This is a genomic window from Isoptericola halotolerans (assembly GCF_003003075.1).
Classification (GTDB): domain Bacteria; phylum Actinomycetota; class Actinomycetes; order Actinomycetales; family Cellulomonadaceae; genus Isoptericola; species Isoptericola halotolerans_A.
This window is the reverse complement of record NZ_PVTX01000001.1, coordinates 35,806-48,915: the sequence shown is the minus strand read 5'-3', so window position 1 is coordinate 48,915 and position 13,110 is coordinate 35,806. Positions and strand designations below refer to the sequence as shown.

At 74.0% G+C, this 13,110-nt stretch carries 15 protein-coding genes; 10 read left to right on the top strand and 5 right to left on the bottom strand.

What is annotated here, in order from left to right:
* The first annotated feature begins 47 nt into the window (after nucleotides 1–47).
* The gene (locus BCL65_RS00285; RefSeq protein WP_106264136.1) at nucleotides 48–1,130 is read left to right on the top strand and encodes a LuxR family transcriptional regulator; all 1,083 of its coding nucleotides are present in this window, start codon (nucleotides 48–50) and stop codon (nucleotides 1,128–1,130) included.
* Here the strand turns inward: BCL65_RS00285 and BCL65_RS00280 are convergent.
* Both BCL65_RS00280 and BCL65_RS00275 read right to left on the bottom strand, forming a co-directional pair.
* A complete protein-coding gene (locus tag BCL65_RS00280) occupies nucleotides 1,051–1,620 on the bottom strand; it encodes a nitroreductase family deazaflavin-dependent oxidoreductase (protein ID WP_207767760.1) in 570 nt (189 codons plus the stop codon). The two genes, BCL65_RS00285 and BCL65_RS00280, sit on opposite strands and share 80 nt — an antisense overlap.
* 18 nt (nucleotides 1,621–1,638) lie before the next feature.
* Nucleotides 1,639–2,724: a PQQ-dependent sugar dehydrogenase gene (locus BCL65_RS00275; protein ID WP_106264134.1), complete on the bottom strand. Its 1,086-nt coding sequence runs from the start codon at nucleotides 2,722–2,724 to the stop codon at nucleotides 1,639–1,641.
* A gap of 220 nt (nucleotides 2,725–2,944) precedes the next feature.
* Between BCL65_RS00275 and BCL65_RS00270 the strand changes: the two genes are divergently transcribed.
* Nucleotides 2,945–3,727, top strand: a complete 783-nt coding sequence (locus tag BCL65_RS00270; RefSeq protein WP_106264132.1) for an SDR family NAD(P)-dependent oxidoreductase — start codon at nucleotides 2,945–2,947, stop codon at nucleotides 3,725–3,727.
* A gap of 23 nt (nucleotides 3,728–3,750) precedes the next feature.
* Here the strand turns inward: BCL65_RS00270 and BCL65_RS00265 are convergent, their stop codons facing one another.
* Entirely contained in the window at nucleotides 3,751–4,629 is an 879-nt protein-coding gene (locus tag BCL65_RS00265; RefSeq protein ID WP_106265094.1) for a helix-turn-helix transcriptional regulator, read from the bottom strand.
* 117 nt (nucleotides 4,630–4,746) lie between these two features.
* Here BCL65_RS00265 and BCL65_RS00260 point away from each other — a divergent pair, with 117 nt between their 5' ends.
* From BCL65_RS00260 to BCL65_RS00230, 7 genes are all read left to right on the top strand, one after another.
* Nucleotides 4,747–6,198, top strand: a complete 1,452-nt coding sequence (locus BCL65_RS00260) for an MFS transporter (protein WP_106264130.1) — start codon at nucleotides 4,747–4,749, stop codon at nucleotides 6,196–6,198.
* A gap of 66 nt (nucleotides 6,199–6,264) precedes the next feature.
* Nucleotides 6,265–7,038: a thioesterase family protein gene (locus tag BCL65_RS00255; RefSeq protein WP_106264128.1), complete on the top strand. Its 774-nt coding sequence runs from the start codon at nucleotides 6,265–6,267 to the stop codon at nucleotides 7,036–7,038.
* Between the two features lie 76 nt (nucleotides 7,039–7,114).
* The gene (locus BCL65_RS00250) at nucleotides 7,115–7,945 is read left to right on the top strand and encodes an aldo/keto reductase (RefSeq protein WP_106264126.1); all 831 of its coding nucleotides are present in this window, start codon (nucleotides 7,115–7,117) and stop codon (nucleotides 7,943–7,945) included.
* 45 nt (nucleotides 7,946–7,990) lie between these two features.
* Nucleotides 7,991–8,950: an LLM class flavin-dependent oxidoreductase gene (locus tag BCL65_RS00245; protein WP_106264124.1), complete on the top strand. Its 960-nt coding sequence runs from the start codon at nucleotides 7,991–7,993 to the stop codon at nucleotides 8,948–8,950.
* A 428-nt stretch (nucleotides 8,951–9,378) separates the two neighbouring features.
* Nucleotides 9,379–9,858 (top strand): DUF2975 domain-containing protein, encoded by a 480-nt coding sequence (locus BCL65_RS00240; RefSeq protein ID WP_106265092.1) that lies wholly within the window; start codon nucleotides 9,379–9,381, stop codon nucleotides 9,856–9,858.
* Nucleotides 9,858–10,112, top strand: a complete 255-nt coding sequence (locus BCL65_RS00235) for a helix-turn-helix domain-containing protein (RefSeq protein ID WP_106264122.1) — start codon at nucleotides 9,858–9,860, stop codon at nucleotides 10,110–10,112. The genes BCL65_RS00240 and BCL65_RS00235 overlap by 1 nt, the downstream gene beginning before the upstream one ends.
* Nucleotides 10,113–10,115: 3 nt before the next feature.
* Nucleotides 10,116–11,333 carry an NAD(P)/FAD-dependent oxidoreductase gene (locus BCL65_RS00230; protein WP_243401145.1) on the top strand — a complete coding sequence of 406 codons (1,218 nt, stop codon included), beginning with the start codon at nucleotides 10,116–10,118 and terminating at the stop codon, nucleotides 11,331–11,333.
* A gap of 69 nt (nucleotides 11,334–11,402) precedes the next feature.
* Here the strand turns inward: BCL65_RS00230 and BCL65_RS00225 are convergent, their stop codons facing one another.
* Together BCL65_RS00225 and BCL65_RS00220 are read right to left on the bottom strand one after the other, a co-directional pair.
* The gene (locus tag BCL65_RS00225; RefSeq protein WP_106264120.1) at nucleotides 11,403–11,696 is read right to left on the bottom strand and encodes a DUF4287 domain-containing protein; all 294 of its coding nucleotides are present in this window, start codon (nucleotides 11,694–11,696) and stop codon (nucleotides 11,403–11,405) included.
* Nucleotides 11,696–12,031 (bottom strand): cupin domain-containing protein, encoded by a 336-nt coding sequence (locus BCL65_RS00220; protein ID WP_106264118.1) that lies wholly within the window; start codon nucleotides 12,029–12,031, stop codon nucleotides 11,696–11,698. The genes BCL65_RS00225 and BCL65_RS00220 overlap by 1 nt, the downstream gene beginning before the upstream one ends.
* Before the next feature lie 85 nt (nucleotides 12,032–12,116).
* Between BCL65_RS00220 and BCL65_RS00215 the strand changes: the two genes are divergently transcribed.
* Entirely contained in the window at nucleotides 12,117–13,097 is a 981-nt protein-coding gene (locus BCL65_RS00215; RefSeq protein ID WP_106264116.1) for an ArsR/SmtB family transcription factor, read from the top strand.
* Nucleotides 13,098–13,110 lie beyond the last annotated feature (13 nt).

The window sequence follows — 13,110 nt, the reverse complement described above, 5'->3', positions numbered from 1 at the left end:
CCCTGGCCGGGCTCGCACGCGTCCGGCTCGGCGAGGTGACGGAGGGGATGGCGCTGCTCGACGCGGCCTCCGTGGCGGCGACCGCGGGCGACGTCGACGACCTGATGTGGATGGGCAAGATCTGCTGCTGGCTGATCGTCGCCTGCCAGGAGGCGCACGACCTGGACCGCGCCCGCGAGTGGTGCGTCCGGGTCGAGGAGATGTGCGCCCGGCGCGACCTCGCGCCGCTGTTCCTCGTCTGCCGCACCCAGTACGCCGCCGTGCTCCTCGCGCAGGGCGAGGTCACCGAGGCCGAGTCGAGCCTGACGGACGTGCTGCAACGGTCGGAGCACTCCCGGCGCGGGAGCCGGCTGGAGGCCGTGGTGCAGCTCGGCGAGCTGCGCCGGCGGCAGGGACGGCTCGCCGACGCCGGCGCCCTGCTGCGACAGGGGCACCTCCATCCGGGGGCGCTGACCGGTCTCGCGCAGGTCAGGCTCGCCGAGGGCGACGCGAGCGGTGCCTGGTCGATCGTCAGCGAGCTGCTGGACTGGCTCCCGGAGCACCAGCTCGAGCAGGTCGACGCGCTGGCGGTGGCGGTCTCGGCCGGTCTCGCCGCAGGTCACGTGGACGAGGCGCGCCAGGCCGCCGCGCGTCTCGGCGCGCTGGCCGAGAGGGTCGGCACCGACTTCCTCCGGGGTTCTGCGGCGGCCGCCGAGGCGCGGCTCCTCGGCCCGCAGGAGGCGGTGAGCCGCTGGCGGGCGGCCGTGCGGCACCTGCACGACGCACGGCTGCCGTTCGACGAGGCCGAGTGCCGCCTCGAGCTCGCCGAGACGCTGCTCGCGCTCGGGGACGGCTCCGGCGCCCGGGAGCACGCCGCCGCGGCGCTGGAGACGCTGGTGCCGCTGGAGGCCGGCCGGGACGTCGAGCGGGCCCGGGCGATCCTCGCGCGCGGGGCCACCGATCCCCTCACTGCCCGGCAGGCCGAGGTGCTGCGCCTCCTCGCCCGCGGGCTCACGAACGCAGAGATCGGCGTGGCGCTGCAACTCAGCGCACACACCGTCCACCGGCACGTCACGAACATCTACGGTGTGCTCGGCCTGGGCTCGCGGGCGGCCGCGGCGACGTACGCGGCCGGGCGGGGCCTGACCTGACGCTGCCGGCCCAGCCGCCGTACGGCCCGGCGGGGACGAGCGCGAAGACGGGGTGACGGTCCGCCTCTGCGGCGAACTCCTCCACCGGGGCGTCGACGGCGGCCGCGAAGTACGGCCGCGTCGCCGGAGCGATCCGCACGTACTCCCGCAGGATCGGCGCGGCGTCCTGCGCGGGAAGCTCCTGCGCCAGGTACGTCTGCCGCTCGAGGAGCCGGTGGAGCACCACCCGGCCGTCGGCCCGGACGTTGTGCACCCAGGACACGACACCGTAGGGCGACACCAGCCAGCGGGACCCGTCCTGGGCGACGACGGTCGCCGGGTTGGTCCGAGGGCGGCCGCTCTTGCGGCCGCGCGTGGTCAGCAGAGACGTCCGCGGAACGGCGTGGAGGCGGACGAGGACGCGCATCACCGCGTCCTCGGCACGGCTGAGGCGGCTCGAGCGGAACTGCTTCGGCGCCGGCGCGCGGTCCGGCGTGGACGACTCGGGCATACCTCGACCGTAGACGCCTCAGGGCCGGACGTCGACGGCGAGGATCCGGTCGTCGTCGGGCCCGGGGTCACCGCGGCCGTCGGTGTTGTTCGTGACGATCCACAGAGCCCCGTCCGGTGCGGCGACCGCGTCGCGCAGCCGTCCGTGTTCACCCGCGAGGTGCTCGCTCGACGTGGTCGGGTCGCTCACCGGGACGGTGCGCAGCACCTGGCCGCGCAGGTTGGCGACGAACAGCGTCCCGTCCACGTGCGCCATCCCGCTCGGGCTCGCGTCGGCCGGGGACCACTGCTGCACGGGGTCGACGAAATCGTCCCGCTCGGCGATCCCTTCCACCTCGGGCCAGCCGTAGTTGGCACCGGGGGTGATCACGTTGAGCTCGTCCCAGGTGTCCTGGCCGAACTCGGTGGCGAACAGCGTGCCGTCGTCGGCCCAGGCCAGGCCCTGGACGTTGCGGTGCCCGTAGCTGTACACGAGCGACCCGGCGAAGGGGTTGTCGGTCGGGACGTCGCCGTCGGGCGTCATCCGCAGGATCTTGCCGCCGAGCGAGCCCAGGTCCTGGGCGCTGTCCCGGTCCCCCGCGTCCCCCACCGTGGCGTACAGCATCCCGTCCGGCCCGAACGCGAGGCGTCCGCCGTCGTGGACGCTCGCGGACGGCAGGCCGTCCAGGATCGTCGTCGGCTCCCCCAGGGTCAGCGCTCCGGGCCCGCCCGCCAGGTCGTAGCGCTGGACCCGGTTGCCGTCCGTCCCGGTCGAGTAGGCGTACAGGCGGTCCTCGTCGTCCAGCGCCAGCCCGAGGAGCCCGCCCTCGCCGGCCGCGTCCACGCCCTCCACCACCCCGACCTCGCGCGTGGTGCCGTCGTCGGCGACCTCGAGGATCCGGGCGCTGTCCCGCTCGCTCACCAGCGGCGTCCCGTCGAGGAACGCGACCGACCACGGCGCCTCCAGGCCCGCGGCGACAGGCTCCGCCGGCACGGAGGCCGCGCTCGTGCCCTGCGGCGCCGCCGGGTCGGGCGGGTCCGTGGCGCACGCCGTCAGCAGGACGGCGAGCACCGGCCCCAGGGCCGCGGCCATCAGGATGCCGCGCACCCCGTCGTGGGAGTCCATCCCGTCTCCCCTCGTGGGTCGGAGTTTCTGACTCCCGAGAACCATCCCCCGACGGAGGGCCTCCCGTCGAGGGCAGGCTCTCTGCCCGACGGTCGGTCGCCGAGGGAGCAGGGTCACCCTGCGGATGCTGGTCAAGGCAGGGTGCTGGCTGGCGTCATCTCGATCACCGACCGTGGACGGACGGCCGATCCGCCCGGGTCCGGCCGGGAGGAGCGCTGAAATGGACCTTGACCTGCACGACGCCGTCGTCGTCGTCACCGGCGGCACCCGCGGCATCGGCCTGGCGACCGTTCACCAGCTGGCCGCGGAGGGAGCACGTCCGATCGCCGTCGCACGTCGTACGCCGGGTCCCGGGTTGCTCCCGGATGCGGCAGGCTTCGTCGCCGCAGACCTGTCGGACGCCTCCATGCCGGAGCGGGTCGTCGCCGAGGTGCTGGCACGGCACGGGCGGGTGGACGGGCTGGTGAACAACGCGGCCCTGTTCGATACCCGCGACTCGTTCGAAGCGGTCGAGGACGACCTGTGGCGGGCGACGTTCGAGGTGAACCTGTTCGCCCCGGCACGCCTGGTCCGCGCGGCTCTGCCCGCGCTCCGCGCAGCGGGAGGCAGCATGGTGCACCTGGGCAGCGAGGCGGCCCGGATGCCCGGCGCGACGATGGCCGCCTACGCGGCGTCGAAGGCTGCCGTCCTGTCGCTGTCGAAGGCCCTGGCGATCGAGCTCGGACCCGCCGGGATCCGCTCCAACGTCGTCTCGCCCGGCCCGACCCGCACCGCCCTGTTCGATGCGCCCGGCGGGTTTGCCGACCAGCTCGCGGACCGGTTCCGGACGGACCCCGAGACCGCTGTCGACCGGTTCGTCCGTGAGGAGCGGCGCCTGCCCACGGGTCGGATCGGGACCCCGGAGGACGTCGCCGGCATCATCGCCTACCTGCTCTCCCCCCGGTCCCGTCAGGTCACGGGCTCCGAGTGGGCCGTCGACGGCGGCGCCCTCCGACAGCTCTGAGCCCACGCCGGCGAATCCCGTCGTCAGGACGTGGTGGTGAGCAGACGGAGGGCCGCGGAGGACGTGCTGCCGGGCTCGGCGGTGTGGGTGAGGAGGCGTTGCCCGTTCCCCTCCGGCAGGTGCAGCACCTCGTAGTCGAGCTCGAGATCACCGACCTCGGGGTGGCGGAACCGCTTGGAACCGCTCGTGCAGAGCCTGACATCGTGCCCGGCCCAGAGGTGCGCGAACTCGGGGCTGTTCACGCTGAGGTCCCCGACGAGCTCCGCCAGTCGCCTGTCGTCGGCGAACTGCGCCGCCACGTAGCGCAGCGAGGCGACTGCCAGGGCGGCCTCGTCGTCCCAGTCGACGTAGAGGTCGCGCGTGTGCGGGTCGAGGAAGAGAAGTCTCAGCTGGTTCGGGCGGTCCTCGGGCGGGACGGGCGCCTCGGCGTCGAGGTGGCCTGCCAGCAGCAGGTGCCCCGCACGGTTCCACGCGAGGATGTCGCTGAACCGGCCCAGCAGCACCGCGGGCACCTCGCCCATCGCGTGGAGGAGCTGTTCCGCGCCCGGAGTGGCCCTCTCAGGCGCGACGGGGCGACGCCTCGGCGTGACCGGACGCGCCAGCGCGAACAGGTGGGCCCGCTCGTCGGCCTCCAGCCGCAGGGCACGCGCGAGCGCGTCGATCACGGCGTCGGAAGCGTTCTGCGACTGCCCCTGCTCCAGCCTGGTCAGGTAGGTCATGGACACCCCGGCGAGCTGCGCCAGCTCCTCCCGGCGGAGCCCCGGCACCCGCCGACGGCCGTAGCTGTTGACACCGGCCGCGTCGGGACTGAGCCGATCACGTCGCGAGCGCAGGAACGCGCCGAGCTCGGTCACGGGTCGGTCCGTGTCCGCGGGCCGCACATCGATGCCGTGAGGTTCCATGCGCTCCATTGTCTTCCTCCTGCCTCGGCCGAGCCTGGCACTGTCGGTGCTAGGCAGCGAGAGGATCGACGGACCAGGGCCCTGGCTGCCCCCGCCGGCGCGCACGAGCGTGAACCCATGAGCACCATCGAACCCTCGGCCACCACCCGCACGCATGTCGCTCCTCGACCGGCCGGGGCCGGGAGCCCTTTCGACCGGATGCAGAAGACCGCGATGGCCGTCCTGCTCACGGCGAACTTCACTCTCGCCGTGGACTTCTCGATCCTGAACGTCGCACTGCCCCACATCGGTGCCGACCTCGGGTTCCCGACCTCAGCCCTGCAGTGGATCGTCACCGCGTTCGCCCTCTGCGCCGCCGGCTTCACGCTGTTCTTCGGTCGGCTCGCCGACCTGTTCGGCCGCAAGCGGCTCTTCCTGATCGGGACCGTGCTGCTCGGTGTCTCCTCGCTGGCCGGCGGCCTCGCCCAGGGGCCCGGGTTGCTCATCGCCGCGCGCGTGGGACAGGGCATCGCCACCGCCATGATCACCCCGGCGGCGCTGTCGCTCATGACGACGATGTTCCCCGAGGGCCCCGCCCGCTCCCGGGCGCTGGGGCTCAACGGTGCGCTCATGGCTGCCGGATTCACCGCCGGCGCGGTGCTCGGCGGTGTCCTGACCGGTGCCGCCTCGTGGCGCTGGGCGTTCTTCCTCAACGTCGTGGTGGCCCTCGCCGTGATCCTCACGGCGCCGTTCGTCCTCCGCGAGCCGACCCGCGGCCCGCGGCCACGGCTCGACGTGCCCGGTGCGGTCCTCATCACCCTCGCCCTGGTCGCCCTCGTGCTCGGGATCGACACGGCAGGCCACGCCGGCTGGAGCCACCTCGGATCATGGGGGTCGATCGTCGCCGCGCTCGTCCTGTTCGCGGCCTTCCTCACCGTGGAGTCCCGGCTGCGGGAACCCCTCGTCGCTCCCGCGCTGCTCAGGCGCGGGAACGTCGCCTGGGGCAACGTGGCCGGACTGCTGGCGTTCGCCACGGAGACCTCGCTGGTGTTCTTGCTGACCCTGTACCTGCAGGACGTCCTCGGCTACAACGCCGTCACCGCCGGGCTCGTCCTCGGCGTCCTCGGCATCGGCACCGTCGTGGGCGGCCTGATCGCCCCGCGCATCATCGGCAGGACGAGCTCGAAGACTGCCGTCGTCCTCGGGTTCGTCGTGCAGGGCGCCGCCACGATCCCGCTCGCCTTCGTCTCCGACAATCGTGCCTGGATCGTCCCGCTCATCATGGTCACCTTCGTGGGCGGCGTCGCCAACCTCGTCGCGATCGTCGGGTTCACGGTCACGTCGACCGCCGGCGTGCCGGCCGACCAGCAAGGGCTGGCGACCGGGCTGGTCACCATGAGCCAGCAGGTCGGCATCGCCCTGGGGACGCCCCTCATGTCCGCCGTCGCCACCGCGTTCGCCGCCGCGACGCTGCTGCCCGGGCTCCAGGTCGCGATCGGCGTCAACGGTCTCCTTGCGCTGGCTGCCGCCGCCCTCGTCGCCGTCTTCCTCCGGCTGCCGCGCCACGACGCGGTCGCCGGCGCTCGATGACGTCTTCGTCGCGGACGGGCGCGGTGCTCGGCGGTCACCGCTCGTCAGCCCTGCCAGGATGTCGCCATGGCCTACTTCCGACGCACCGGCGCCTCCACGTTCGACCCGACCTCCGCCGTCGGCGGCGCCTGGAACACCGCTGAGCAGCACGTCGCCCCGACGTTCGGCCTGCTCACCCACCTCGTCGAGACGGACCGGGTCGCGCGAGGGCGCGACGACCTCGCCGTGACGCGCCTGTCGTTCGACGTCTGGGGCCCCTACCCGCTGGCCCCGATGGAGACGGCCGTGCAGGTGCTGCGGCCCGGGCGCGGGGTCGAGCTGGTCGAGGCCGAGGCCTCGTGCGGCGGCCGCCGGGTGGCCACGCTGCGGGCGTGGCTCGCGGGCGTCGGCGACACGGCGGCGCTGGCGGCCGGCGTCCCGGCCGCGATGCCGGGGCCGGACGAGACGCCGTCCTGGGACCCGACGACGGACTGGCCCGGCGGGTTCGTCGCCTCCATCGAGGTGCGGCGGGCCCTGGAGGAGCCCGGCCGTGGCCGGGTGTGGGCGCGCACGGACGTCCCGCTGCTCGACGGCGAGGAGGTCGGCACGCTCGCGCGCACCGCCGGGCTCCTCGACGTCGCCAACGGGATGACGGTCCGGAGCGACCCGCGCCGGGTGGCGTTCCCCAACCTCGACCTCGCTGCCCACCTGTTCCGGGCGCCGCGCGGCGACTGGCTGGGCCTGGACACGACCGTCACGTTCGGGCCGGACGGGGCCGGGCTGACCTCCGCCGTCCTGCACGACACCGAGGGGGCGTTCGGCCGACTGGCCCAGTCCCTGGTGGTGCGGGACCTCTCCTGAGGCTCCCGGGCGACGGGACCGGTCCGCGCGTACGGTCGCACCGAGGACCGCACCGCACGCTCACGAGGAGGACCCGATGCCCGAGACGACGACCACCGACGGACTGACGCTCCCCCGGATCGGGTTCGGCACCGCCGCCCTCAAGGGGCAGCACGGCGCCCGGACGATCGCTGCCGCCCTGCGGACGGGCTACCGGTTGATCGACTCCGCGTTCAACTACGAGAACGAGGGCGCCGTCGGTGCTGCGGTGCGCTCGAGCGGCGTGCCCCGCGACGAGGTGATCGTCACCTCCAAGCTGCCCGGCCGGCACCATGCGCACGACGCGGCGATCGCGGCGATCGAGGAGAGCGTCTACCGCACGGGGCTCGACCACCTCGACCTGTACCTGATCCACTGGCCGAACCCCTCGCAGGGCCGCTACGTCGAGGCCTGGGAGGCGTTGATCGAGGCGCGCGAGCGCGGGCTGGTCCGCGCCATCGGCGTGTCGAACTTCCTGCCCGAGCACGTCGACCGGCTGGTGGAGGCCACCGGCGTGGTCCCCGCGGTGAACCAGGTCGAGCTGCACCCGTACTTCCCGCAGGCGGACCAGCGCGCGGACGACGCGTCGCGCGGCATCGTCACCGAGGCGTGGAGCCCCCTCGGCCGGGCGAGCGAGGTGCTGCAGGACCCGGTGCTGGTGCGGATCGCCGAGGGCCACGGTGCGAGCGTGCCCGAGGTGATCCTGGCCTGGCACGCGCGGCTCGGCGTCGTGCCGCTGCCCAAGGCGACGGCGCTGGAGCGGCAGCAGCAGAACCTCGCCGCGATCGACCTGGAGCTGACGGACGCCGACGTCGAGGCCATCGCCTCGCTCGCCCGTCCCGACGGGCGGAACAACGACCAGGACCCGGCGGTCTACGAGGAGTTCTGACGTGTCGATCGCGCTCGTCGACGAGCGCTCTGGTAGACATGCTCGATGAATTCGCAGTCGAGCATCGGCGTGATCCTCCCGCGTGACCTTCCCGCGCACCAGGTGCTGGGCTATGCCCAGAAGGCCGAGCGCCTCGGGTTCGACGAGCTGTGGGTCGTCGAGGACCTCGGTTTCCGCGGCGGCTTCTCACAGGCCGGGGCCGTCCTGGCCGGTACCGAGAACATCGGTGTCGGGATCGGGATCCTGCCTGCGGCGTCCCGCAACGTTGCCTTCGCAGCGATGGAGATCGCGACGCTCGGCCAGCTCTTCCCCGGGAGGGTCGCCGTCGGCATCGGGCACGGCATGCCGGGCTGGATGCGGCAGGCCGGTTGCTGGCCGGACCGACCGCTGACGTTCCTGAGCGAGTACACGCAAGGGGTGCGTGCACTCCTGGGCGGCGACACCCTGAACGGCACGGTCGCGGGTGCTCGCCTCGAGGACGTGCGGCTGGAACCGTCGTCGCTGCCCGAGACCTCGCCGCCGCTCCTGCTCGGTGTCCGTGGGCCGCGGTCCCTCGCGGCGTCGGGGCAGGTGGCGGACGGAACCGTGCTGGCCGAGCCGGTCACGCCCGAGTACGTGGTCGCGGCGCGCGAGCAGATCGCGGCCCAGGACGCGCACCGAGTCGTCGCCTACAACCTCGCTGCTGTCGACCCGGACCCGGACGTCGCCATCGCCACGGCGCGGCCAGGCCTCGAGTGGATCGGGGAGCCGGACTGGGCGCCGCACCTCCGTCCGCTGCCGTTCGCGGCGGAGTTTGCGGCGTTGCGTGCCGGCTGCGCCACTCGACAAGAGTTCGCCGAGCGACTGCCCGCACCATGGGTACAGCAGCTCGCGCTCGCCGGGACGCCCGCCCAGGTCCGCACACGGATCGACGACCTGACGGCGGCGGGGGTCACGTCCAACGTGCTCATGCCCGCCGGTCCTGACCCGCTCGCCGCGCTGGAACAGCTCGCGACGGTGCTGTGAACCGGGCGCGGCTGCCCACCGCGGGGTGCGGGTGGTTCGTCGCCGTCGGTGAAGAACGCTCGCAGCTCGAACGCCTTCTCGGCGCCCGGGTCGTGGGCGCCGATCACCCCGATGTCCCACCTGCCCAGGTGCGCGGAGGCATCGGGGCGCAGGTCGAGAACAGTGCCCGGACCGTCGAGCAGCAGGCCCACCCAGCCGGGCCCGTTGTCGAGCCCCTCGACGTCGAGCACCACCGCCACGGGGTTGCCCGTGCACGGATCCTGGCCGAAGACGTCCACCTGCCGGAATCTGCGCTCCATCCGGGAAAACTAGCCGCTGGGCACCGCTCCCCCGCGCCCGGCGCACAGGTCCGGTGTCGCCCTCGTGGAGACATCGAAAAACGGTCTCTTCCTATTGACTTTCGATAGATGTCGCGCGAGCCTCGCTTCATGTCCCGGACATCTCGCCTCGTCGTCCCCCTGCGCGTCCTGCTCGCCGCCGTCTTCCTCACGCTGGTCGGCGCGCAGGTCGCCGTGCTCCCCGCCGTCTTCCGCCGTATGGCCGAGCAGAGCCCGGACCTCGAACCGCTCCGCTGGCCCCTGCTCGCCCTCGCCGTCGTCGTCCTGGCCTGCGTCGAGGTGGTGCTCGTGTGCGCCTGGAAGCTGCTCGCGATGGTCCGCGACGACCAGATCTTCTCCGCGCGCTCGTTCGTCTGGGTGAACACGATCCTCGCCGCGGTCGCCGTCGCCTGGGTGATCGTGCTCGTCGCCTGCGTGCTGGTCGCCGCCGCCGAGGGCCTCTCGGGGATCGCCGCGCTGCTGCTCGTGGTGCTCCTGGTCGGTGCCGCCGTCGGCCTCCTCATGGTGGTGCTGCGTGCCCTGCTGGTGCAGGCGACCGCCCTGCGCACCGACCTGGACGCGGTGATCTGATGCCGATCGTCGTCCGCCTCGACGTCGAGCTCGCCCGCCGCAAGATGAGCGTCGGCGAGTTCGCCGAGCGCGTCGGGCTCACGCCCGCCAACGTGGCCGTGCTGAAGAACGGTCGCGCCAAGGCCGTGCGCTTCTCCACGCTCGAGGCCATGTGCCGCGTGCTCGGGTGCCAGCCCGGCGACCTCCTCGAGTGGGTCGACGACGATGCCCCGTCCGACGGCGACACTCCGTCCGACGACGAGCCGGCGGCCTGAGCCGTGCTCACCGGACGCCTGCCCACCACGGACTTGCTCGTCGTCGGCGCCGGGCTCGCCGGCCTGCACACCGCCACCGAGCTCGCGCGGCGCGGTCACGACGTCGTGCTCGCCGAACGCCGCCACCACCTCGACGGGACCGTGCGCACCACCGGCATCTTCGTGCGCCGCACGCTGGAGGACTTCGACCTGCCGCCCGAGCACCTCGGCCCGCCGATCCGCCGCATGGTGCTCTACCCGCCGTCGCACCACCGTCCGGTGGTCCTCGACAGCGCCCACGACGAGTACCGCGTGGGCGACATGGCGCCGCTGTACGTGACGCAGGCGCGCGCCGCGGCCGCCGCCGGCGTGCGCATCCTGCTCGGCACCCGGTACGCCGGGCGGGACGGCGCGGAGCACGTGCTGCACGGCCCGGACGGCCCGGCACGGCTCCGAGCCCGGTTCGTCGTGGGGGCCGACGGCGCCCGGTCGGCCGTGGCGCGCGAGCTCGGTCTCGACCGGAACACCGAGCTGCTCATCGGCGCGGAGGAGGTCTACCCCGTGCCACGCCGCGCCGTCGTGCCCGCGTTCCACTGCGTCGTCGACCCCCGGCTCGCCCCCGGGTATCTCGCGTGGGTGCTCGACGACGGCGAGCACGTCCACGTGGGGGTGGCCGGCTACGCCGACCGGTTTCCCCGCGGGATGCGCCAGGCGTTGCGCGAGTTCTCGGCGTCGGCCCCCGGGCTGGCGGGCGTCCCGGGCCTCCCGGGCGGCACGGGGCCCGACGGCGGAGCGCGGCCGGGCGACGTCGCGGGGCCCGACGGCGGAGCGCGGCCGGGCGCCACCACGTCGCCCGGGCAGGTCGAACGGCGTGGCGGGCCGATCCCGGTCGGCGGGCTGCTGCGCCGGATCGCCGGCCCGCACGGCCTCCTCGTCGGCGACGCCGCCGGAGCCGTCTCCCCCTTGACCGCCGGCGGGCTGGACCCGTGCCTGCGGCTGTCCGAGCACGCCGTCGACGTGCTCGACGAGGCCCTGCGCACCGGCCGGCGGGACGCGCTGCGCCGCTACGACGGCGCCGCGCTGCGGGCCCGGTTCCGCGGCCGGCTCACCCTGCGTCGAGGACTGTCGATGGTGCGCACACCCGCCGCCGCGGCCGCCGGGGTGGCTTTGCTGCGCACGCCGCCCGGGCGCGCCGCGGCACGCCGGATCCTGTTCGGGAGCGGGTCGTTCCCCGGCCCGTAGGCCCGGCGGCGAGGCAAGGCAGCCCGGCGGCGCCGTGGTGCCGTGGCCCGTCGGCAAGGCGGCGCCGTGTCACCAGTCGTCGGGCCGGGAATCCTTCCCCTCGAGCCACAGCCGGTCGCCCGAGTCCCGGTGCGCGCCGTCGGTGCCTACGTGCTTGCTGCTGATCCGGTCACCCTTCGTGATGACGTGGACCATGGCCATCGCGTGCCCGTGGCCGAGGCCGTAGGTCTCCTTGAGCCACGTCGCGACAGGGGTCGCCTTGCTGCCGGTGCCGAACCCTTGCTCGGCAGCGGCGTCGACGAGCTGGCGCGGGGTCAGCCCGGTCTTGGTCTCGACGGCGTCGAGGTAGGCCTGGAAGGACATCAGCGGAACTCCTGGATCATCGTGGCGGACGCGTGGAGGCAGATCATGCGCAGGGTGCCGGCGCCGGTGCTGGTGAACCTGTGCCAGACGCCAGGTTGCACGACGGCGGTGTCACCCGCCCGGGCGACGACAGTCTCGTCGCCGATGGTGATCCTGGCCTCGCCCTCCAGGACGGACCACGTCTCGGTGTACGGGTGGCGGTGCAGGCCAGGCCCCTGACCCGGCTCGTTCGTCACGAGGAAGAACGAGACCCCCGACCCGTGGTCGCGCCCCTCGAAGCGCAACGTCCTCGAGCCCGGGATGCGGATGGCCTCCGCGCTGACGACCGTGGCCATGACTCCTCCGTTCGGTGCCCTCGACCCGTGCGGTCGAGGTGGACCCAGCCTCGTGCGCGCGCCGGCTCCCGCCTAGAGTTTCGACGTGCATCGAAACATGGTGGAGTTCCGCCTCACGCCCGACGACCTCTCCGCGATCCGGTTCGGCGTCTCCCCGGGCCACGAGCTCGCGCACGCCGTGCGGGTGCTGGGCCGACCGCAGTACCACCCGCTGCAGTGGGGCTGGTTGCGCCAGGCGCGTCACCGCGTCCCGGCACGCGCCTTCGACCTGCTCCGGCTCCTCGTCGGGCCGGACGGCTACCTGCCGGACTTCCTGACATCCACACCCGGCTGGGACCTCGGCCCCGTCGAGGAGGTCGAGCGGTTGCGCGAGACCGCGCTCGAGCCGATGCGCGTGGACCTCCACAAGCGCGTCGCCCGCACCAGCGGCACCGAGCAGCGGCTGCTGCGCGCGCTGGCCGACGACCTCCCGCGCACCCGGTCCGCCGTCGCCGACGCTTGGCAGCAGGTCTGGGACGCCGTCCTGGCGCCGTACTGGCCGCAGCTCGAGAGGTTGCTGCGCGCCGACATCGGCGTGCGCTCCCGCCGGACGACGACGCACGGCCTCGCGGCGATGGTCGACACCCTGAACGACGCGGTGACCTGGGGCTCGCACGCCGTGCACGTCCGGCTCCGCCTGCACCACGAGGTGCTCGACTGCGCGGGCAGCGGACTCGTGCTGACGCCGTCCGTCATGGCGCCGCGCTGCGCCGTGGTGACGGAGCCGCCGGCCCAGCCGACCCTGTTCTACCCGGCGCTGGGGGTGTCGGAGCGTTGGTCCGACACCGCGGCCGACCCGACGCAGGCGCTCGCCGGCCTGCTCGGTGCCGGCAGGGCCGGGGTGCTCCTCGCCCTGCGCGCGCCCCTGTCGACCAGCGAGGTCGCCGTCGCCGAGGGGCTCGCCGTCTCGACCGCGTCGCACCACCTGTCGCGGCTGGCGGCGGCGCGGCTCGTCGACTCGCGGCGCGAGGGCACCCGCGTCGTGCACGTGCGCACGCCGCTGGGCGAGGCGCTCGTCGGCGGGTGAGGGGCGCGGACGC

What these genes read in the sequence shown, in the direction of transcription:
- BCL65_RS00235 (WP_106264122.1), top strand. Translation starts at nt 9,858, where the DNA reads ATGCCGATCGTCGTCCGCCTCGACGTCGAGCTCGCCCGCCGCAAGATG.
- BCL65_RS00275 (WP_106264134.1), bottom strand. Translation starts at nt 2,724, where the DNA reads ATGGACTCCCACGACGGGGTGCGCGGCATCCTGATGGCCGCGGCCCTG.
- BCL65_RS00245 (WP_106264124.1), top strand. Translation starts at nt 7,991, where the DNA reads ATGAATTCGCAGTCGAGCATCGGCGTGATCCTCCCGCGTGACCTTCCC.
- BCL65_RS00250 (WP_106264126.1), top strand. Translation starts at nt 7,115, where the DNA reads ATGCCCGAGACGACGACCACCGACGGACTGACGCTCCCCCGGATCGGG.
- BCL65_RS00220 (WP_106264118.1), bottom strand. Translation starts at nt 12,031, where the DNA reads ATGGCCACGGTCGTCAGCGCGGAGGCCATCCGCATCCCGGGCTCGAGG.
- BCL65_RS00280 (WP_207767760.1), bottom strand. Translation starts at nt 1,620, where the DNA reads ATGCCCGAGTCGTCCACGCCGGACCGCGCGCCGGCGCCGAAGCAGTTC.
- BCL65_RS00255 (WP_106264128.1), top strand. Translation starts at nt 6,265, where the DNA reads ATGGCCTACTTCCGACGCACCGGCGCCTCCACGTTCGACCCGACCTCC.
- BCL65_RS00270 (WP_106264132.1), top strand. Translation starts at nt 2,945, where the DNA reads ATGGACCTTGACCTGCACGACGCCGTCGTCGTCGTCACCGGCGGCACC.
- BCL65_RS00285 (WP_106264136.1), top strand. Translation starts at nt 48, where the DNA reads ATGGCGCTGCTCGACGCGGCCTCCGTGGCGGCGACCGCGGGCGACGTC.
- BCL65_RS00240 (WP_106265092.1), top strand. Translation starts at nt 9,379, where the DNA reads ATGTCCCGGACATCTCGCCTCGTCGTCCCCCTGCGCGTCCTGCTCGCC.
- BCL65_RS00260 (WP_106264130.1), top strand. Translation starts at nt 4,747, where the DNA reads ATGAGCACCATCGAACCCTCGGCCACCACCCGCACGCATGTCGCTCCT.
- BCL65_RS00225 (WP_106264120.1), bottom strand. Translation starts at nt 11,696, where the DNA reads ATGTCCTTCCAGGCCTACCTCGACGCCGTCGAGACCAAGACCGGGCTG.
- BCL65_RS00265 (WP_106265094.1), bottom strand. Translation starts at nt 4,629, where the DNA reads ATGGAACCTCACGGCATCGATGTGCGGCCCGCGGACACGGACCGACCC.